The sequence below is a fragment of the Streptomyces sp. NPDC013457 genome, assembly GCF_043089925.1.
GTDB lineage: Bacteria > Actinomycetota > Actinomycetes > Streptomycetales > Streptomycetaceae > Streptomyces.
On the sequence record NZ_JBICBL010000004.1, the window covers coordinates 359150 to 377909 of the forward strand.

An 18760-nucleotide genomic window follows, 5' to 3' on the forward strand; every position below is an offset into this window, starting at 1 on the left:
TCGACCTTACCCACTGGTCACATGGTGGTCAGCCCCGTCTCGCACTTCGGTCGCACGGACATGGAGGACGGCGGCGAGGACGCAGAGGGTGCCGACCACTCCCGTGCCGGCGACGACGAGGTGGACGGGGAGGAACTCGGCGGCGAGGCCCGCGCCCGCCATGCCGACGCCCTGCGCGGTCATCATGCCCGCGGTCATCAGGGTCATGGCCCTCCCCCGCTGCCCCTCGGGGACCGCTACGACGAACCAGGCGTCGAGGCCGAGCGTGTACGCGCCGGTGGCGCCGGCCAGGACGAGGGCGAGGCCCGCGAGGGCGGCGCCGGGCTCCACGGCGTAGAGGAGATAGGGGAGGACGCCGGCCAGGGCCAGCGGGTACACGATCCGGGAGCGGGTGGCCGCGCTCAGCCTGGACCCGGCGAACAGCTCGCCCGCGACGGTGCCGACGGGCAGGGCGCACATCAGCAGCCCGAGCGCGGCGGTGGAGACGCCCGCCTCGTCGGCGTAGGGCGCGGCGAGGGCCTCGGGGACGACGGCGAACAGGGGCGGCAGCCAGAACAGCAGCATGAGCGCGCGGACACGGCGGTCGCGGAGGACGGCCAGGTTGCCGCGCTCGCGCGGGGCGGTGGCGGTGACGGCGGCGCGGGCGGGCCGCTTCCGCGTCCCGAGACGGAGAAGGAGGGCGGAGGCGAGGAAGGTCGCGGCGGTGACGGCGATGACGTCGCGCGGTTCGACGACGGTGAGGAGCACTCCGCCGGCGCCGAACCCGGCGAGCAGGGCGCTCTGGGACACGATGCGGAGGAGGGAGCGCCCGAGGACGAAGAGGTCGCCCTCGCCGAGGATGTCGGCGAGGGTCGCGGTCCGGGTCCCGTTGAACACGGGGGCGACGGCGGCGACGGCGCACCGCAGCACGAGCAGCCCGGCGACGGGCATGACGGGCACGACCATGAGCGCGACGCACGCGGCGCAGACGAGGTCACAGACGACGAGGACCCGCCGGGGCGGGTACCGGTCGGCGACGCCGGCGAGGAGCGTGCCGCCGAGGAGGTAGGGGAGGAAGCCGAGGGCGAAGGTGAGGGAGGAGAGAAGGGGGGAGCGGGTGAGGTCGTAGACGAGGACGGTGAGCGCGATCTCGCTGACGACGACGCCGAGGAGGGAGAGCAGATGGGCGACGAAGACGGTCCGGAACTCCCGCACGGCGAACACGGCGCGGTACCCGGACCCGCGCGCCCCCTTGCCGCCCACTCCAGCCGCCCCGGAGCCGTCGGTCGCCGCGGCGGTCGGCGGGTCCGCGCGAGGAGGCGCGTCCGCACCACCGGCCACCGACTCCGCCGCGGCCGAGTCCGGCGCGGCGGGGTGCGCCGAGCCGGGCTCCGCCGCGGTGCGGGCAGAGGAAGCCGCCGGCCGGGGCGGGCCGGACGACGACGCCTCCGTGCTCGCGTCGGCGGGCGGCGCCGGTGCGGAGGGCGGGGGCTCGGGGGCGGTGTCTCGGGTCGGCATGTGCCGCAGCGTGCCCGGGGCGTACCCGCGGGCCTAGACTTTCGGACCCAGCCGAATCTTCCGCCCCCGAGGTACCCGCTCCGTGCCCTACCACCTCCACTTCGGCGAGGCCGACCCGCTGCGGATCCGGTTCGCGCTCTCGCCGCTCTGGGAGACGCACTCCGCCGTACGCGTGCTGGCGCGCCCCCGCCAGCAGGGCTATCACCTGCCTTGGCTGCGGCGGGTCCGGGAGGCCGCCCGAGGGCTCGAACTCGCGCCCCTGCACCTGCTGATGCCGCTGCGCGGGCACAGCCCCGACTTCCTCTATCCGCCGCCCCTGGGGGCCGCCGCCTCCTTCGCGGAGGAGATCGCGGCCGTACGGGAGACCGATCCGGCCCTTGCTCGGGACGACTTCGCCCGGGCGCTCGCCGAGACACCCGGCGCCACGGCGAGCGACGAGGGCCGGCGGATGCTGGACGACCCCGCGGCGACCGTCCGCCGGCTCGCCGATCTGCTCCACGCGGCCTGGGAGGCCCTGATCGCGCCCGAGTGGCCGCGGCTGCGGGCCGTCCTGGAAGCCGACGTGGCGTACCACTCTCGACGGCTGGCCGAGGGCGGCCTGGAGCGGCTCCTCGGCGAGCTCCACCCCGGCTTCGGCTGGGACGCCGACCGCGCCACCCTCACCGTCGCGTACCCCGGCGACCACGTCCGCGCCCTCGACGGCCAGGGCCTCGTCCTGATGCCGTCCGTCTTCACCTGGCCCCACGTCGTGAGCGGCTTCGACCCGCCCTGGCAGCCGACCGTCGTCTACCCCGTGCGCGGGATCGGCGGGCTCTGGACCGAGGCCCCCGACCGGACCCCCGACGCGCTGGCCCGGCTGCTCGGGCGGGCCCGCGCGGACGTGCTGTGCGCGCTGGACGAGCCGGCCGGCACGACCGCGCTCGCCCACCGGCTCGGTCTCGCGCCCTCCTCCGTATCGGCCCATCTGTCGGTCCTGCGCGATGCCGGTCTGCTGACCTCCCGCCGCTACGGCCACCAGGTCCTCTACGAACGCACCCCGATCGGCATCGCCCTGACCGCCCCCGGAGACACACACGACTGAGCCCCCGGCACCCGCGGAGGGGTTCGGGGGCTCGGAGACCCGGGGTGGCGGTCAGGCCTCCAGGTGGCGTTCCACCGTCGCGACCTTGGACGTGAGACCGTCCGTGACACCCGGGCGGATGTCGGCCTTCAGAACGACGGAGACCCGGGGCGCCCGTGCCTCCACCGCGGCGACGGCGCGCTTCACCACGTCCATCACCTCGTCCCACTCTCCTTCGACGGAGGTGAACATCGCGTCCGTGCGGTTCGGGAGACCCGACTCCCGCACGACCCGGACGGCGTCGGCGACGTACTCGCCGACCTCCTCCCCCACGCCGAGCGGGGTGACCGAGAAGGCGACGATCATGCCTCCACCGCGCTCTCGCGGCGGGCGCGGGAGGCGATGACCGCGTCCTCGGCCTCGCGCTTGAGCTTGCGCTCCGCGTAGAAGCCGCCGAACGGCAGCACCGAGAGGACGAAGTAGAGGGCGGCCGTCTTGAACTGCCACTTCGTACGGTTCCAGGCGTCCAGCCAGAAGAGCACGTACAGGATGAAGAGGATGCCGTGGACCGCGCCCATCACGGGCACGGCGTTGAAGTCCGTCGTGCGCTTGAGCACGGAGCAGACGAGCAGCAGCAGGAAGGAGACGGCTTCCGGCGCGGAGACGAGCCGGAGGCGGTGGAGGGAGGAGGCGGTCTTGATGTCCACGGGGAGGGGGTCACCTTCGTTCGATCTTGTGAACGGATGCACAAGGGTGGGCGGCTCCATTGTGCACGCCGACTTTGCTGTTCCTTTAGCCGGGGGGCCCGTAATCTCCCTCCGTGGCAACGTTCCGACTCCAAGGCAGCAAAGTGCTCGCCGTGTCCATGACCGGCGACGCCGTCAAGGCCAAAAACGGCTCCATGGTCGCCTACGACGGCCAGATGGCCTTCAAGAAGATGTCCGGCGGAGGCGAGGGCCTGCGCGGCATGGTCACGCGCCGGCTCACGGGTGAGCAGATGGAGGTGATGGAGGTGAAGGGCCAGGGGACCTGCTGGTTCGCCGACCGCGCCTCCGAGATCAACCTCGTCTCGCTCCACGGCGACAAGCTCTACGTCGAGGCGAGCAATCTGCTCTGCACCGACGCCGGGCTGCGCACCGGCACGAGCTTCACGGGCCTGCGTGGCGGAGCGACCGGCAACGGCCTCTTCACCACGACCGTCGAGGGCACGGGACAGGCGGCGATCATGTCCGACGGCCCCGCGGTGGTGCTGCGCGTGACCCCGCAGTACCCCCTCTCCGTCGACCCCGGCGCGTACATCGCCCACCAGGGCAACCTGCAGCAGAGCTTCCAGTCCGGTGTGACGTTCCGCACGTTCCTCGGCGAGGGCGGCGGCGAGGCCTTCCAGATCCGCTTCGAGGGCGACGGCGTCGTGTACGTCCAGCCCAGCGAGCGGAACACGATCGGGGGCGACGTCTGATGCCGTTCCGCGAGATCAACTCGAAGATGGTCGAGGCGACCGTCGTCCCGGGGCAGCGCATGTTCAGCCAACGCGGCGCGATGCTCGCGTACCGCGGCGACGTCACTTTCACGCCGAACATGGCCGGCGGCCAGGGCGGCGTGATGTCGATGATCGGCCGCCGGGTGGCCGGCGAGGCGACGCCGCTGATGACCGTCGAGGGCAACGGCACGGTGATGTTCGGGCACGGCGGTCACCACATCCAGGTGATCCAGCTGACCGGCGACACCCTGTACGTCGAGGCCGACCGGCTGCTCGCCTTCGACGGCACCCTGCAGCAGGGCACGATGTTCATGGGCTCCCAGGGCGGGGTCATGGGCATGGTGCGCGGTCAGGTGACGGGCCAGGGGCTCTTCACGACGACGCTCAAGGGTCATGGCGCGGTCGCCGTCATGGCCCACGGCGGCGTGATCGAGCTGCCGATCACCCCGGGACGCGCGGTCCACGTGGACCCGCAGGCGTACGTCGCGCACCACGGCGACGTACGGAACAAGCTCTCCACCGCGCTGGGCTGGCGCGACATGGTGGGGCGGGGCTCCGGCGAGGCGTTCCAGCTGGAGCTGAGCGGCAGCGGTGTGGTGTACGTGCAGGCCTCGGAGGAGAAGCTGTGACCGGTCCCGTCGTCCTCGACCCGCAGTCCCTCCCGTCCGACGACAACGTCAATCCGTACACCTTCTGCGTGGAGCTCAAGGGCTCCCAGTGGTTCCTGCAGAAGGGCAAGATGATCGCCTACTACGGGCGGATCGACTTCAACGGCATCGGCCACGGGCGCCTGGACCGCCTGGTCCGTACGTCGTTCCACTCGCCGCTGCACGCGAGCGACTGGGTGGTGGCGGAGGGCAGCGGCAAGATGCTGCTCGCCGACCGGGCCTTCGACGTGAACTCGTTCGACCTGGACGAGGGCAATCTGACGATCCGTTCGGGCAATCTGCTGGCGTACCAGCCGACGCTGGCGCTGAAGCAGTCGATCGTGCCGGGGTTCGTGACGCTGATCGGCACGGGCAAGTTCGTGGCGGCCTCGAACGGGCCGGTGGTCTTCATGGAGCCGCCGATGCGGGTGGACCCGCAGGCCCTGGTCGGCTGGGCGGACTGCCCGTCTCCCTGCCACCACTACGACCACGGGTACATGACGGGCGTGATGGGCGGCGTCCGCGCGCTGACGGGGCTCGGGGGGACCTCGGGCGAGGAGCACCAGTTCGAGTTCGTGGGAGCGGGTACGGTACTCCTCCAGTCGAGCGAGATGCTGATGGCCGACCGGGCGATCGGTGAGGTCGGCGGGCAGCCGGGCGTCCCGGGCGGCGGCGTCCCCGGAGCGCATGGTTCCGGCCAAGGGGGGCACGGTTCGGCACCGCGCCTTCCCGGACAGCTCGGGGACCTCCAGCGTCGCTTCGGTCTGTAGCCGGTAGTCTGCGGAGTGTGACGCCCTCGAACGTCTGCGCCCGTCGGGGCCCTGGGTGCCCGGCGTCACACTCCCTTACTTCGTCCAGTTTTCAACTTCTTAGGTAGAATCCATATATGGAGACCGAGACGGCCACCCCCTGGCTCACCGACGCCGAGCAGTGTGCGTGGCGCACCTATCTGGACGTCAACCGGATGCTGACGTATCAGCTGGAGAAGGACCTCCAGCCCTTCGGCCTGACCATGAACGACTACGAGATCCTCGTGAACCTCTCGGAGTCGGCCGACCGGCGTCTGCGCATGAGCGACCTGGCGGCGGCGACGCTGCAGTCCAAGAGCCGGCTCTCGCACCAGATCACACGCATGGAGAACGCGGGGCTCGTGCACCGCGCCAACTGCGAGTCGGACCGCCGCGGGCTGTACGCGGTCCTGACGGACCAGGGCATGGAGACCATGCGCAAGGTCGCGCCCCACCACGTGGAGTCGGTGCGCAGGCACTTCATCGACCAGCTGTCGCCCGAGGCCCTCGGCGACCTCCACGAGTCCCTGAAGCCCGTCGCCGAGCAGCTCCGGGGCCGCCGGGGCAAGCCCTAGGGGCTCTCCGGGTCGCTCCAGGGGCTCTCCGGCAGCGGCAGAGTCAGTTCGAACAGCGTGCCGCCCCCCGGTCCGTCACGGACGGTGAGGGTGCCGCCGTGCCGTACGGCCACGTCCCGGGCGATCGCGAGGCCGAGCCCCGCCCCGCCCTCGTCGCGGGTGCGCGCGTCGTCGAGCCGTACGAACCGCTCGAAGATCCGCTCGCGGTCGGCCGCGGGCACCCCGGGCCCGTCGTCGGCCACGCCGACCACGGCCCGGTCCCCCGCCCTTCGTACGGTGACCGTCGCCTCCGCACGGGCGCGGCGCAAGGTCCTCGGCAAGGAGACCCACCGGGACGACGACGGTGACGACGACCGGGACGACCGCGCGGAGGCGGCCGACCACGCGGACGACACCGACGACACCGACGAGTGACGGAACGGCCGCGCCGCTGTCGGGCACGGGGCCCGGCGGCGGCGCGGCCGTGTCGGCGGCCTTCCGGCCGGCCGGACCTCAGGACTCCGTCAGGCCCGCCACCAGTTCGTCCGCCGCGCGGTACGGGTCGAGCTCACCCGCCACGATGCGCTCGGCCAGCGCGTCCAGGCGGCGGTCGCCGTGGAGGTCGCCGATGCGGGCGCGCAGCGCCGTGACGGCGATCGTCTCGACCTCGTGCGCCGAGCGCGCCCGGCGGCGCTCCGCCAGGACCCCGTGCTCCTCCATCCACGCGCGGTGCTTCTCCAGGGCCTCGACGACCTCGTCGATGCCCTCGCCCCGCGCCGCGACGGTCTTCACGATCGGCGGCCGCCAGGCCCCGGCGCCGCGCGCCTCGCCCAGGCCCAGCATGTGGTTCAGCTCGCGGGCCGTCGCGTCCGCGCCGTCCCGGTCCGCCTTGTTCACGACGTACACGTCGCCGATCTCCAGGATGCCCGCCTTCGCGGCCTGGATCCCGTCGCCCATGCCCGGAGCGAGGAGCACCACGGACGTGTCGGCCTGGGAGGCGATCTCGACCTCCGACTGCCCGACGCCGACGGTCTCGACGAGGACGACGTCGCAGCCGGCCGCGTCCAGGACCCGGATCGCCTGCGGCGCCGCCCAGGCGAGCCCGCCCAGGTGACCGCGGGTCGCCATCGAGCGGATGTAGACGCCCGGGTCGGAGGCGTGCTCCGACATCCGGACCCGGTCGCCGAGCAGCGCTCCCCCGCTGAACGGGGACGAGGGGTCGACGGCCAGGACGCCGACCCGCTTGCCCGCCCGCCGGTACGCGGAGACCAGCGCCGACGTCGACGTGGACTTGCCCACGCCGGGCGAGCCCGTCAGGCCCACCACGTACGCACCGCCGGTCAGCGGCGCGAGCGCCGCCATCACCTCGCGCAGCTGCGGGGACGCCCCCTCCACGAGCGAGATCAGCCGGGCCACGGCGCGCGGCCGGCCCTCCCGTGCCTGGGCGACCAGTTCGGGGACGTCCACCATTGCCGATGCTCCTTGCTTGACGGGAACTACTTGCCGGGTACGCGAACGATCAGAGCGTCGCCCTGACCGCCGCCGCCGCACAGCGCCGCCGCGCCGACGCCGCCGCCGCGCCGCTTGAGCTCCAGGGCGAGGTGCAGCACCACACGGGCGCCGGACATGCCGATGGGGTGGCCCAGGGCGATCGCGCCGCCGTTGACGTTCACCTTTTCCGGGGTAACGCCCAGGTCCTTCATTGACTGGTGGGCGACGGCCGCGAACGCCTCGTTGATCTCGATCAGGTCGAGGTCCTCGACGCCGAGGCCCTCCTTCTTCAGGGCGTGCTGGATCGCGTTGGCCGGCTGCGACTGCAGCGAGTTGTCCGGGCCCGCGACGTTGCCGTGCGCGCCGATCTCGGCGATCCACTCCAGGCCCAGCTCCTCGGCCTTCGCCTTGCTCATGACGACGACCGCGGCGGCGCCGTCCGAGATCTGCGAGGAGGTGCCGGCGGTGATGGTGCCGTCCTTGGCGAAGGCCGGGCGCAGCTTGCCGAGCGACTCGACGGTCGTCTCGGCGCGGATGCCCTCGTCCTTCGAGAAGACGACCGGCTCGCCCTTGCGCTGCGGGATCTCGACCGGGGTGATCTCGGCCTCGAAGATGCCGTTCTTCTGCGCGGCCGCGGCGCGCTGGTGCGACAGCGCGGCGATCTCGTCCTGCTCGGGGCGCTTGATGCCGAGGTGGGTGTTGTGCTTCTCCGTGGACTCGCCCATGGCGACGTTCTCGAAGGCGTCGGTCAGACCGTCGTAGGCCATCGCGTCGAGCATCTCGATCGCGCCGTACTTGAAGCCCTCGCGGGACTTCGGCAGCAGGTGCGGGGCGTTGGTCATGGACTCCTGGCCGCCGGCGACGACCACGTCGAACTCACCCGCGCGGATCAGCTGGTCGGCCAGGGCGATGGCGTCCAGACCGGACAGACACACCTTGTTGATGGTGAGGGCCGGGACGTTCATCGGGATGCCGGCCTTGACGGCGGCCTGGCGGGCGGGGATCTGGCCGGCGCCCGCCTGGAGCACCTGCCCCATGATCACGTACTGCACCTGGTCGCCGCCGATCCCGGCCCGGTCGAGCGCGGCCTTGATGGCGAAGCCACCCAGGTCGGCGCCGGAGAAGGACTTGAGGGAGCCGAGCAGACGGCCCATGGGCGTGCGGGCGCCCGCGACGATCACTGAGGTGGTACCGGTCGTTCCAGACATGAGGCACAGCCCCTTGGGATGAGGAGTGAACGAGGGTTTACCGCCAATGTACTGAGCGGTGCCGTACGCGGTCACCGGCCTGCCGGTGTGACGGCGCGCACGTTGCGTAACCATCCCCCTGGCGCTGCACTGGAGGCATGCTGACGCGAATCGACCACATCGGGATCGCCTGTTTCGACCTCGACAAGACCGTCGAGTTCTACCGTGCGACCTACGGTTTCGAGGTGTTCCACTCCGAGGTGAACGAGGAGCAGGGCGTCCGCGAGGCCATGCTCAAGATCAACGAGACCTCCGACGGCGGAGCCTCCTACCTCCAGCTCCTCGAGCCCACCCGCGAGGACTCCGCGGTGGGCAAGTGGCTGGCCAAGAACGGCGAGGGTGTCCACCACATCGCCTTCGGCACGGCGGACGTCGACGGCGACGCCGAGGCCATCCGTTCCAAGGGCGTCCGGGTCCTCTACGACGAGCCGAGGACCGGTTCCATGGGCTCCCGCATCACCTTCCTCCACCCCAAGGACTGCCACGGCGTACTGACCGAACTGGTCACGTCCGCTGACCCCTCCTCAGCGGAGCACTGACCTCCGGATTCCTGGCCCGGTAGAGTGGGCGACTCCGGGCCGGGGCCGGTCGGTGCCGCATGCCATGCGGCGTCGAAGTCGGGGTATCCGATCTGCCACGATTCCCGGGGGGCCGTTCTCCGGGGAACGGTGCTCGTTGGAGTGTTGCGACCAGGGGACGGATGGGACCGCGCAGTGCGGGGCTACGAACGCCAGGAGAGCCACCGAGCTGAAGACGACCATCTTTCGCGGTTCGAAGCCGAGATGGACCGGCTGAAGACCGAGCGGGAGAAGGCCGTCCAGCACGCCGAGGACCTCGGTTACCAGGTCGAGGTGTTGCGTGCCAAGCTCCACGAGGCGCGGCGCACCATCGCGTCCCGTCCCGCCTACGACAGCGCGGACATCGGCTACCAGGCCGAGCAGATGCTGCGCAACGCGCAGGTCCAGGCCGACCAGCTCCGCCAGGACGCCGAGCGCGAGCTGCGTGACGCCCGCGCCCAGACCCAGCGCATCCTCCAGGAGCACGCCGAGCACCAGGCCCGGCTCCAGGCCGAGCTGCACGCCGAGGCCGTCCAGCGCCGGCAGCGCCTCGACCAGGAGCTGGCGGAGCGCCGCCAGACCGTCGAGGCGCACGTCAACGAGAACGTGGCCTGGGCCGAGCAGCTGCGCGCCCGCACGGAGTCGCAGGCCCGCCGCCTGATGGAGGAGTCCCGCGCCGAGGCCGAGCAGGCGCTCGCCGGCGCGCGCGCCGAGGCCACCCGCCTGGCCGAGGAGACCCGTCAGCGGGTCGGTTCGGAGGCGGAGGCGGCCCGTGCCGAGGCCGAAGCGATTCTGCTGCGCGCCCGCAAGGACGCCGAGCGGCTCCTGAACGCCGCGTCCGCCCAGGCGCAGGAGGCCACCAGCCACGCCGAGCAGCTGCGCTCCTCCACCAGCGCCGAGACCGAGCAGGCCCGGCAGCAGGCCACCGAGCTCTCCCGCGCCGCCGAGCAGCGGATGCAGGAGGCGGAGCTCCGGCTGCGCGAGGCCCGCGCCGAGGCCGAGAAGGCGCTCGCCGAGGCCAAGGAGGCGGCGGCCAAGCAGCTGTCCTCCGCGGAGTCCGTCAACGAACAGCGCACCCGTACGGCCAAGGCGGAGATCGCCCGGCTCGTCGCCGAGGCGACGAAGGAGGCCGAGACCCTCAAGAGCGAGGCCGAGGAGAAGCTGCGCGAGGCCGGCGCCGAGGCGGAGAAGCTGGTCTCGGAGGCCTCCGACAAGGCGCGTACGGTCGCGGCCGAGGACTCGGCCGCCGCACTCGCCAAGGCGGCCCGTACCGCCGAGGAGGTCCTCACCAAGGCGTCCGAGGACGCCCAGGCGACCACCCGCAAGGCGTCCGAGGAGGCCGAGCGGATCCGCCGCGAGGCGGAGTCGGAGGCCGACCGGCTGCGCAACCAGGCGGAGGAGCAGGCAGGCGAGCTGCTCGGGTCGGCGAAGGACGACACCAAGGAGTACCGCGCCAAGACCGTCGAGCTGCAGGAGGAGGCGCGCAGGCTGCGCGGCGAGGCCGAGCAGCTGCGGGCCGAGGCGATCGCCGAGGGCGAGAAGATCCGCGGCGAGGCCCGGCGCGAGGCCGTCGGCCAGATCGAGGAGGCGGCCAGCACCGCCGAGGAGCTGCTGACCAAGGCCCGTACCGACGCCGACGAGCTGCGCGCGAGCGCGGGCGCCGAGGGCGAGCGGGTCCGCTCGGAGGCCATGGAGCGCGCCCAGACGCTGCGCACGCAGGCCGAGGAGACCCTGGAGCGCACCCGCGCCGAGGCCGAGCGGATGCGGACCGAGGCCGACGAGCAGGCCGAGGCGGTCAGGGAGGCGGCCGAGCGGACCGCCGCCGAGCTGCGCGAGGAGGCCGAGCGGGCCGCCCGGGCGCGGCACGCGGAGGCGGCCGACGAGCTGTCCCGGCTGCACACCGAGGCCGAGACCCGGGTGGAGAGCGCCGAGCAGACGCTGACCGACGCGCGCGCCGAGAGCGAGCGGCTGCGGCGCGAGGCCGCCGAGGAGACCGAGCGGCTCCGTACGGAGGCCGCCGAGCGGATCCGTACGCTCCAGGCGCAGGCCGAGGAGGAGGCCGAGCGCCTCCGCACGGAGGCGGCGTCGGACGCGTCCACGTCGCGCGCCGAGGCGGAGACCGTGGCGGTACGGCTGCGGACGGAGGCGTCGACGGAGGCCGAGCGGCTGAAGTCGGAGGCCCAGGAGACCGCGGACCGGGTCCGCGCCGAGGCCGCGGCCGCCGCCGAGCGGGTGGCCGCCGAGGCCGCCGAGGCGCTGTCCGCCGCGCAGGAGGAGGCCAACCGGCGGCGCCGGGAGGCCGACGAGACGCTGGAGTCGGCCCGTTCCGAGGCCGGCCGGGAGCGCGAGCACGCCCGTGAACAGTCCGAGGAGCTGCTCGCCTCCGCCCGTAAGCGGGTCGAGGAGGCGCAGACCGAGGCCCAGCGCCTGGTCGAGGAGGCGGACCGGCGGGCCACGGAGATGGTGTCCGCGGCCGAGCAGACGGCCAAGGAGGTCCGGGACTCCGTCGCCGGCCTCCAGGAGCAGGCCGAGGAGGAGATCGCCGGGCTGCGCAGCGCGGCCGAGCACGCGGCGGAACGCACCCGCACCGAGGCGCAGGAGGAGGCGGACCGGGTCCGCGCCGACGCGTACGAGGAGCGGGAGCGGGCCACCGAGGACGCCAACCGCCTCCGGGCACGTGCCCAGGAGGAGACCGAGGCCGCGAAGGCGCTGGCCGAGCGGACGGTCGCGGACGCGATCGCCGAGTCGGAGAAGCTGCGCGCCGACACGGCCGAGTACGCCCAGCGGGTACGGACGGAGGCGTCGGACGCGCTGGGGTCGGCCGAGCAGGACGCGGCCCGGACCCGTGCGGACGCCCGCGAGGACGCCAACCGGATCCGTTCCGAGGCGGCGGCGGAGTCCGAGCGGCTGACCGCCGAGGCCGAGGAGCTGGTGGCGCTCGCCCGCGCCGAGGGCGACCAGATCCTGGACGAGGCCCGCAAGGCGGCCGACAAGCGCCGCACGGACGCGGCCGAGCAGGCGGACACCCTCATCACGGAGGCCACCGGCGAGGCGGAGCGGCTGACGGCCGAGGCCGACGCGCTGCGTGCCGAGGCCGAGCAGCTGAAGACGGACGGCGAGGCGCACGCGCAGGCGCTGCGGGTAGCCGCGCTCGCCGACGGCGAGCGGGTCCTGGACGAGGCCCGCAAGGCCGCCGACAAGCGGCGTACCGACGCGGCCGAGCAGGCCGACGCGATCACCGCCGAGGCGGTGGCCCTCCTGGAGTCCACCGAGCAGGACGCGCTGCGGCTCCGGGCCGAGGCCGAGCAGGTCAAGGAGGAGGGCGAGGCGCAGGCCGAGGCGCTGCGGGCCGCCGCGCGGGCGGACGGCGAAGGTGTCCTCGACGAGGCCCGGAAGGCCGCGGACAAGCGGCGCGCGGACGCGGCCGAGCAGGCGGACTCGCTCATCACCGAGGCGAGGAGCGAGGCCGAGCGGATCATGGCCGAGGCGGCCGACGACGCGGAGCGGCTCCGGGCCGAGGGCGCCGAGACCGTGGGGCAGGCTCAGCAGGCCGCCGAGCGGATCCGGTCGGAGGCCGAGCGGATCAAGGCCGATGCCGAGGCGGCGGCGGAGCAGATGCGTGCCGAGGCGCGCGCGGAGGCCGACCGTACGCTCGACGAGGCGCGCGAGGCCGGTGCCAAGCGCCGTTCGGACGCGGCCGAGCAGGCCGACCAGCTGATGGCGAAGGCCCAGGAGGAGGCGCTGCGCGCCACCACCGAGGCCGAGTCGCAGGCCGACACGATGGTCGGCGCGGCCCGTCAGGAGGCCGAGCGGATCGTGGCCGAGGCGACGGTCGAGGGCAACTCGCTCGTGGAGAAGTCGCGTACGGACGCGGACGAGCTCCTGGTGGGCGCGCGCAGCGACGCGACAGCCATAAGGGAGCGGGCGGAGGAGCTGCGGGCCCGCATCGAGGGCGAGATCGAGGAGCTGCACGAGCGGGCGCGGCGCGAGACGGCCGAGCAGATGAAGACGGCCGGCGAGCGTGTCGACAAGCTGGTGAAGGCCGCCGAGGAGCAGCGGGCCGAGGCCGAGGCGAAGTCCAAGGAGATGCTCTCCGACGCGAGTTCGGAGGCGAGCAAGGTCCGCATCGCCGCGGTGAAGAAGGCCGAGGCGCTGCTCAAGGAGGCCGAGCAGAAGAAGGCCTCGCTGGTCGCGGAGGCGGAGAAGGTCAAGGCGGAGGCCGAGCGCGAGGCCGAGGAGATGATCTCCGAGGGCAAGCGCGAGCTGGACGTCCTGGTGCGCAGGCGCGAGGACATCAATGCGGAGATCTCCCGTGTCCAGGACGTCCTGGAGGCGTTGGAGTCTTTCGAGACGCCGTCCGCGGGAACGAAGGAGGGGGTCAAGGCGGGTGTTCCGGCCGGAGCAACACGTTCGAGTGGCAAGTCCTCCGACGGCTAGCCACTCAAAAGGCTGGACATTCTCCATATCAAACGGGCATCCGCTCGATGACACGCCGCTTCGGCCCCTAGGATTCCCCCTAACACCTCACCGGTCTCATTCGACAGGAACCCCATGAGCGACACTTCCTCCCCCTTCGGCTTCGAGCTCGTGCGGCGTGGTTACGACCGCGGTCAGGTGGACGACCGCATTACCAAGCTCGTCGCCGACCGTGACAGTGCTCTGGCCCGAATCACCTCGCTGGAAAAGCGCATCGAGGAACTCCACCTCGAGACGCAGAACGCCCAGGCCCAGGTCACCGACGCCGAGCCGTCGTACGCCGGCCTCGGCGCCCGCGTCGAGAAGATCCTCCGGCTGGCCGAGGAGGAGGCGAAGGACCTGCGTGAGGAGGCCCGTCGCGCCGCCGAGCAGCACCGCGAGCTGGCCGAGTCGGCCGCCCAGCAGGTGCGCAACGACGCCGAGTCGTTCGCCGCGGAGCGCAAGGCGAAGGCCGAGGACGAGGGCGTCCGGATCGTCGAGAAGGCGCAGGGCGAGGCCAACTCGCTGCGTGCCGAGGCCCAGAAGGACGCGCAGTCCAAGCGCGAGGAGGCGGACGCCCTCTTCGAGGAGACCCGCGCCAAGGCCGCCCAGGCCGCCGCGGACTTCGAGACCAACCTGGCCAAGCGCCGGGAGCAGTCGGAGCGCGACCTGGCCTCGCGTCAGGCCAAGGCGGAGAAGCGCCTCGCCGAGATCGAGCACCGCGCCGAGCAGCTCCGCCTGGAGGCCGAGAAGCTGCGTACGGACGCGGAGCGCCGGGCCCGCCAGACGGTGGAGACCGCGCAGCGCCAGGCCGAGGACATCGTGGCCGACGCGAACGCCAAGGCCGACCGGATCCGCTCGGAATCGGAGCGCGAGCTGGCGGCGCTGACGAACCGCCGCGACTCGATCAACGCGCAGCTGACCAACGTCCGCGAGATGCTGGCGACGCTGACCGGTGCCGCCGTGGCGGCCGCCGGTTCCCCGATCGACGACGAGCCGGCCACCCGTGGTGTCCCGGCGCAGCAGACCCGTTGACCGTTCCGGTTCCCCCGGTCCGGTAACCGGAACGCGAACTCCCACAAAACCCTCCGTCATTCCAGTGGCGGAGGGTTTTTGGCACCCGTAGCGTGGTCGCATGATCGAGCTCGAGGGCCTGACGAAACGGTTCGGAACGAAGACGGCGGTCGACCATCTCTCCTTCCAGGTGCGGCCCGGTGTGGTCACCGGCTTCCTGGGGCCCAACGGCGCGGGCAAGTCGACGACGATGCGCATGATGCTCGATCTGGACAACCCGACGAGCGGTACGGTCCGGATCGACGGCAAGCACTACCGCGAGCTCCAGGAGCCGTTGAAGTACATCGGCGCACTCCTCGATGCCAAGGCGATGCACGGCGGCCGGTCGGCGTACAACAACCTGCTCTGCCTCGCCCAGTCGAACCGCATCCCGGAGAGGCGGGTCGGCGAGGTCCTGGATCTGGTCGGTCTGACGGCGGTGGCGCGGAAGAAGTCGAAGGGCTTCTCCCTCGGTATGGGCCAGCGGCTGGGAATCGCCTCGGCGCTGCTCGGCGATCCCGAGATCCTGATGTTCGACGAACCCGTCAATGGTCTGGACCCCGAGGGAATTCACTGGATCCGCAATCTGATGAAGGCGCTCGCGTCCGAGGGGCGGACGATCTTCGTTTCCAGCCATCTGATGAGTGAAATGGCTCTGACGGCCGATCATCTCATCGTGATCGGGCAGGGAAAGCTGCTGGCGGACACGACGATGGCCGATTTCATCCACCAGAATTCGCGGAGCTATGTACGGCTCCGTTCGCCGCAGCAGGAACGGCTGCGGGACATCCTCCACGCCAACGGGTTCACTCCCGTGGAGGCGGGCAACGGCACGCTGGAGGTGGACGGCGCCACGACCGAGAAGCTCGGTGAACTGGCCGCCGAGCACGGCCTCGTCCTGCACGAGCTGAGCTCCCAGCGCGCCTCCCTGGAGGAGGCGTTCATGCAGATGACCGCGGGCGCGGTGGAGTACCACTCGCACGGCACGGACGTACACGGCACGGACGTACACGGGGCGGACGCGCCCGGCCCCCGCTGGGGCGACACCACCAAGGGAGCCTGAACGATGGCAGCGGTATCGGCGGTCCTCCAGTCGGAGTGGACCAAGATCCGGACGGTCTCGTCGACGGTCTGGACCCTGGCGAGCGCGCTCCTGGTGACGGTCGCCATGAGCGCGGCTCTCTGCGCCCTCCTGAAGTCGACCTTCGACGACCTCTCGGAGGCCGAGCAGGCGACCTTCGACCCGACCTTCGTCAGCTTCTCCGGGATGGTGCTCGGCCAGCTGGCGATGGTGGTCTTCGGCGTCCTCGTCGTCGGCACCGAGTACAGCTCGGGCATGATCCGTACGTCCCTGGCGGCCGTCCCGCAGCGGGCGACGTTCCTCTTCTCCAAGATCGCCGTGGCCGGGGTGCTCGCCCTGGTGGTGGGCCTGGCGACCAGCTTCCTGTCGTTCTTCCTCGGGCAGGCGCTCCTGGGCGAGCACCGCACCTCCCTCGGCGCGGACAACGTGCTGCGGGCGGTCGTCGGCGGCGGGCTCTACATGGGGCTGATCGCGCTGTTCTCGATGGGTGTGGCGGCGATGCTGCGCTCCTCGATGCTCTCCCTCGGGATCCTCGTGCCGTTCTTCTTCCTGGTCTCGCAGATCCTCTCCGCGGTGCCGAAGGCCAAGGAGGTGGCGCTCTACTTCCCCGACCAGGCCGGCTCGAAGATCATGCAGGTCGTCCCGGACGCCATGAACACGGAGGAGGCGCCGTACGGTCCGTGGGGCGGCCTCGGCATCATGCTGATCTGGGTGGCGGTGGCGCTGCTCGGCGGCTATCTGGTCATGAAGAAGCGGGACGCGTAGCGCGTACATGACGATCGGGGCTTCGCCGGAACCGTCAACGGCTGGATAAGCTCCTAGCTCATACGGGGGTTCCGGCCCAGGAGGCCACGACCCCGACGACCTGACCTGTCGATGGGGCTGGAGAATGATCGAGGCAGTCGGCCTGACGAAGCGCTACGGCGCCAAGACGGCCGTGTACAACCTTTCCTTCCATGTGCGGCCGGGCACCGTCACCGGCTTCCTCGGCCCCAACGGTTCCGGCAAGTCGACGACGATGCGCATGATCCTGGGGCTCGACCGCCCGACGTCGGGGCACGTCACGATCGGCGGCCATCCGTTCCGGCAGCTGCCGAACGCGCCCCGCCAGGTGGGTGCGCTGCTCGACGCCAAGGCCGTGCACGGCGGCCGGAGCGCCCGCAGCCATCTGCTGTCGCTCGCCCAGCTCGCCGGGATCCCGGCGCAGCGGGTCGACGAGGTCCTCGGGGTCGTCGGCCTCCAGGACGTCGCCAAGCGCCGCTCCAAGGGCTTCTCGCTGGGCATGGGCCAGCGGCTCGGCATCGCCGCCGCGCTGCTCGGCGACCCGCAGGTGCTGCTCTTCGACGAGCCGGTCAACGGTCTCGACCCCGAGGGCATCCTCTGGGTCCGGAACCTGATGAAGAAGCTCGCCTCCGAGGGCCGGACCGTCTTCGTCTCCAGCCACCTCATGAGCGAGATGGCGCTCACCGCCGACCATCTGATCGTGATCGGCCGCGGCCAGCTCATGGCCGACATGAGCGTCAAGGACTTCATCTCGGCGAACTCGGCGGACTTCGCCCGGGTGCGCACCCCGCAGACGGAGCCGCAGCAGCGCGAGAAGCTGACCGCCGCGCTCACCGAGGCCGGCGGCCGGGTGATGTCCGAGCCGGACGGCGCGCTGCGCGTGACGGGTCTGCCGCTGCCGCGGATCAGCGACCTGGCCCACGACGCGGACGTACGGCTCTGGGAGCTGTCCCCGCACCAGGCCTCGCTGGAGGAGGCGTACATGCGGCTGACGCAGGGCGCCGTGGACTACCGCTCCACCGACGACCAGCTGGCGCACCTCCAGCAGCCGCAGCCGCACCACTTCCAGCAGCCGCCTGCCCAGCCGGCCGTGCCGGACGTACCGCAGCAGGGCTGGTACGCCCCGCCGCCGCCCGGACAGAACCCGTACGCGACGCAGAGCGAGCCCGCCAGGAACGACAACGAGGACGCCCGATGACCGCCCCCAGCCCCTTCCCGGCCTCGTACGTCTCGCCGATCCCGGTGCGCCGGGCGCACCTCGGGGACGCGCTCGCCTCCGAGTGGACCAAGATCCGTTCGCTGCGCTCCACGGTGTGGACGCTCGGCGTGATGGTGCTGCTGATGCTGGGCATCGGCCTCGGCGTGGCCGCGGTCGTGGCCAGCACCGAGGCGCCCACGGCGAACGAGTCGGCGCTCACCCTCGGCTTCTTCGGCGTGCTGCTCGGGTCGATCTGCGTGATGACGCTCGGCGTGCTGACGATCGCCTCCGAGTACGGCACGGGCATGATCCGCACGACGCTGACCGCCTGCCCGAGCCGCAGCCGGGTGCTGACGGCCAAGGCGATCGTCTTCTTCCTGCTGGTGTTCACCGTCACCACCGTCACGGCGGCGGTGGTGGGGATGGCCCAGGTGGCGATGGTGAGCACCGCAGTGGAGCCCTCTTCCGGCGAGTGGCTGCGGGCCACGGTCGGCGTCGGCCTGTTCCTGGCCCTGCTCGGCCTGCTGTCGCTGGCCGTCGGCGCGATCATCCGGCACTCGGCGGGCTCGATCACGATCATGATCGGTGTTCTGCTGCTGCCGCTGGTCGCGGCGATGTTCATGTTCTCGGAGTCGCTGGCCGCGGTGCAGGAGTGGCTGCTCGACTACGCGATCCCGAGTCAGCTCATCGCGCTGTACGCGGGCCGGGCGACGGTCGGCGAGGGCGGCCCCTCGGGCTGGGACCCGATCTGGATCATGGCGGTCATCGTCGCGGCGGCGATGGGCGGCGCGTACGCGCTGCTGAACAGCCGGGACGTCTGACCCGCGTCCGGTGCCAGGGCGACCGGGGCGAGGGGCCCGGCCTTCCGG

The 18760-nt window shown here is 72.1% G+C and carries 18 protein-coding genes and 1 pseudogene; 13 read left to right on the plus strand and 6 right to left on the minus strand.

The genetic code is table 11. The features are described from left to right. Positions 1 to 6: 6 nt before the first annotated feature. Positions 7 to 1497, minus strand: coding sequence for an MFS transporter (locus ACF1G2_RS13430; protein ID WP_391798389.1), 1491 nt, complete (start codon positions 1495 to 1497; stop codon positions 7 to 9). An 82-nt stretch (positions 1498 to 1579) separates the two neighbouring features. Here ACF1G2_RS13430 and ACF1G2_RS13435 point away from each other — a divergent pair, with 82 nt between their 5' ends. Further along, on the plus strand, positions 1580 to 2578 hold the full coding sequence (locus tag ACF1G2_RS13435) for a DUF5937 family protein (protein WP_391798390.1): 999 nt from the start codon (positions 1580 to 1582) through the stop codon (positions 2576 to 2578). 51 nt (positions 2579 to 2629) lie between these two features. On the opposite strand, the gene ACF1G2_RS13440 is transcribed toward ACF1G2_RS13435, so the two are convergent. Further along, positions 2630 to 2923, minus strand: coding sequence for an MTH1187 family thiamine-binding protein (locus ACF1G2_RS13440; RefSeq protein WP_391798391.1), 294 nt, complete (start codon positions 2921 to 2923; stop codon positions 2630 to 2632). Further along, the gene (locus ACF1G2_RS13445; protein WP_391798392.1) at positions 2920 to 3264 is read right to left on the minus strand and encodes a DUF3817 domain-containing protein; all 345 of its coding nucleotides are present in this window, start codon (positions 3262 to 3264) and stop codon (positions 2920 to 2922) included. Before ACF1G2_RS13445 ends, ACF1G2_RS13440 begins: the two co-directional genes overlap by 4 nt. A gap of 113 nt (positions 3265 to 3377) precedes the next feature. Here ACF1G2_RS13445 and ACF1G2_RS13450 point away from each other — a divergent pair, with 113 nt between their 5' ends. From ACF1G2_RS13450 to ACF1G2_RS13465, 4 genes are all read left to right on the plus strand, one after another. Next, positions 3378 to 4016: an AIM24 family protein gene (locus ACF1G2_RS13450; protein ID WP_352191700.1), complete on the plus strand. Its 639-nt coding sequence runs from the start codon at positions 3378 to 3380 to the stop codon at positions 4014 to 4016. After that, entirely contained in the window at positions 4016 to 4666 is a 651-nt protein-coding gene (locus ACF1G2_RS13455) for an AIM24 family protein (protein ID WP_391798393.1), read from the plus strand. Before ACF1G2_RS13450 ends, ACF1G2_RS13455 begins: the two co-directional genes overlap by 1 nt. Continuing rightward, positions 4663 to 5454, plus strand: a complete 792-nt coding sequence (locus ACF1G2_RS13460; protein ID WP_352191698.1) for an AIM24 family protein — start codon at positions 4663 to 4665, stop codon at positions 5452 to 5454. Before ACF1G2_RS13455 ends, ACF1G2_RS13460 begins: the two co-directional genes overlap by 4 nt. 116 nt (positions 5455 to 5570) lie before the next feature. Then, positions 5571 to 6047 carry a MarR family winged helix-turn-helix transcriptional regulator gene (locus ACF1G2_RS13465; protein WP_391798394.1) on the plus strand — a complete coding sequence of 159 codons (477 nt, stop codon included), beginning with the start codon at positions 5571 to 5573 and terminating at the stop codon, positions 6045 to 6047. Here ACF1G2_RS13465 and ACF1G2_RS13470 read toward each other — a convergent pair. After that, positions 6044 to 6352: pseudogene (locus ACF1G2_RS13470) on the minus strand (sensor histidine kinase); the annotation flags it as partial. The gene ACF1G2_RS13465 and the pseudogene ACF1G2_RS13470 overlap by 4 nt on opposite strands. Here ACF1G2_RS13470 and ACF1G2_RS13475 point away from each other — a divergent pair. Continuing rightward, positions 6324 to 6461 (plus strand): hypothetical protein, encoded by a 138-nt coding sequence (locus ACF1G2_RS13475; protein WP_391798395.1) that lies wholly within the window; start codon positions 6324 to 6326, stop codon positions 6459 to 6461. The pseudogene ACF1G2_RS13470 and the gene ACF1G2_RS13475 overlap by 29 nt on opposite strands. A gap of 78 nt (positions 6462 to 6539) precedes the next feature. On the opposite strand, the gene meaB is transcribed toward ACF1G2_RS13475, so the two are convergent. Continuing rightward, positions 6540 to 7496 (minus strand): methylmalonyl Co-A mutase-associated GTPase MeaB, encoded by a 957-nt coding sequence (gene meaB / locus ACF1G2_RS13480; protein ID WP_391798396.1) that lies wholly within the window; start codon positions 7494 to 7496, stop codon positions 6540 to 6542. Between the two features lie 26 nt (positions 7497 to 7522). Beyond that, positions 7523 to 8725, minus strand: a complete 1203-nt coding sequence (locus ACF1G2_RS13485; protein WP_391798397.1) for an acetyl-CoA C-acetyltransferase — start codon at positions 8723 to 8725, stop codon at positions 7523 to 7525. Positions 8726 to 8862: 137 nt separating this feature from the next. Between ACF1G2_RS13485 and mce the strand changes: the two genes are divergently transcribed. The 7 genes from mce (at position 8863) to ACF1G2_RS13520 (ending at position 18712) form a co-directional block, all read left to right on the plus strand. Further along, the gene (gene mce, locus ACF1G2_RS13490) at positions 8863 to 9303 is read left to right on the plus strand and encodes a methylmalonyl-CoA epimerase (protein WP_391798398.1); all 441 of its coding nucleotides are present in this window, start codon (positions 8863 to 8865) and stop codon (positions 9301 to 9303) included. 174 nt (positions 9304 to 9477) lie between these two features. Beyond that, positions 9478 to 13758, plus strand: a complete 4281-nt coding sequence (gene scy / locus ACF1G2_RS13495; protein ID WP_391798399.1) for a polarized growth protein Scy — start codon at positions 9478 to 9480, stop codon at positions 13756 to 13758. A gap of 114 nt (positions 13759 to 13872) precedes the next feature. After that, on the plus strand, positions 13873 to 14811 hold the full coding sequence (locus ACF1G2_RS13500) for a cellulose-binding protein (protein ID WP_158990544.1): 939 nt from the start codon (positions 13873 to 13875) through the stop codon (positions 14809 to 14811). A 100-nt stretch (positions 14812 to 14911) separates the two neighbouring features. Then, positions 14912 to 15892 (plus strand): ABC transporter ATP-binding protein, encoded by a 981-nt coding sequence (locus ACF1G2_RS13505; protein WP_391798400.1) that lies wholly within the window; start codon positions 14912 to 14914, stop codon positions 15890 to 15892. A gap of 3 nt (positions 15893 to 15895) precedes the next feature. Continuing rightward, a complete protein-coding gene (locus ACF1G2_RS13510; RefSeq protein ID WP_391798401.1) occupies positions 15896 to 16675 on the plus strand; it encodes an ABC transporter permease in 780 nt (259 codons plus the stop codon). A 124-nt stretch (positions 16676 to 16799) separates the two neighbouring features. Further along, positions 16800 to 17891 (plus strand): ABC transporter ATP-binding protein, encoded by a 1092-nt coding sequence (locus ACF1G2_RS13515; RefSeq protein ID WP_391798402.1) that lies wholly within the window; start codon positions 16800 to 16802, stop codon positions 17889 to 17891. Beyond that, positions 17888 to 18712 carry an ABC transporter permease subunit gene (locus ACF1G2_RS13520; RefSeq protein ID WP_391798403.1) on the plus strand — a complete coding sequence of 275 codons (825 nt, stop codon included), beginning with the start codon at positions 17888 to 17890 and terminating at the stop codon, positions 18710 to 18712. Before ACF1G2_RS13515 ends, ACF1G2_RS13520 begins: the two co-directional genes overlap by 4 nt. The last annotated feature ends 48 nt before the right edge of the window (positions 18713 to 18760 follow it).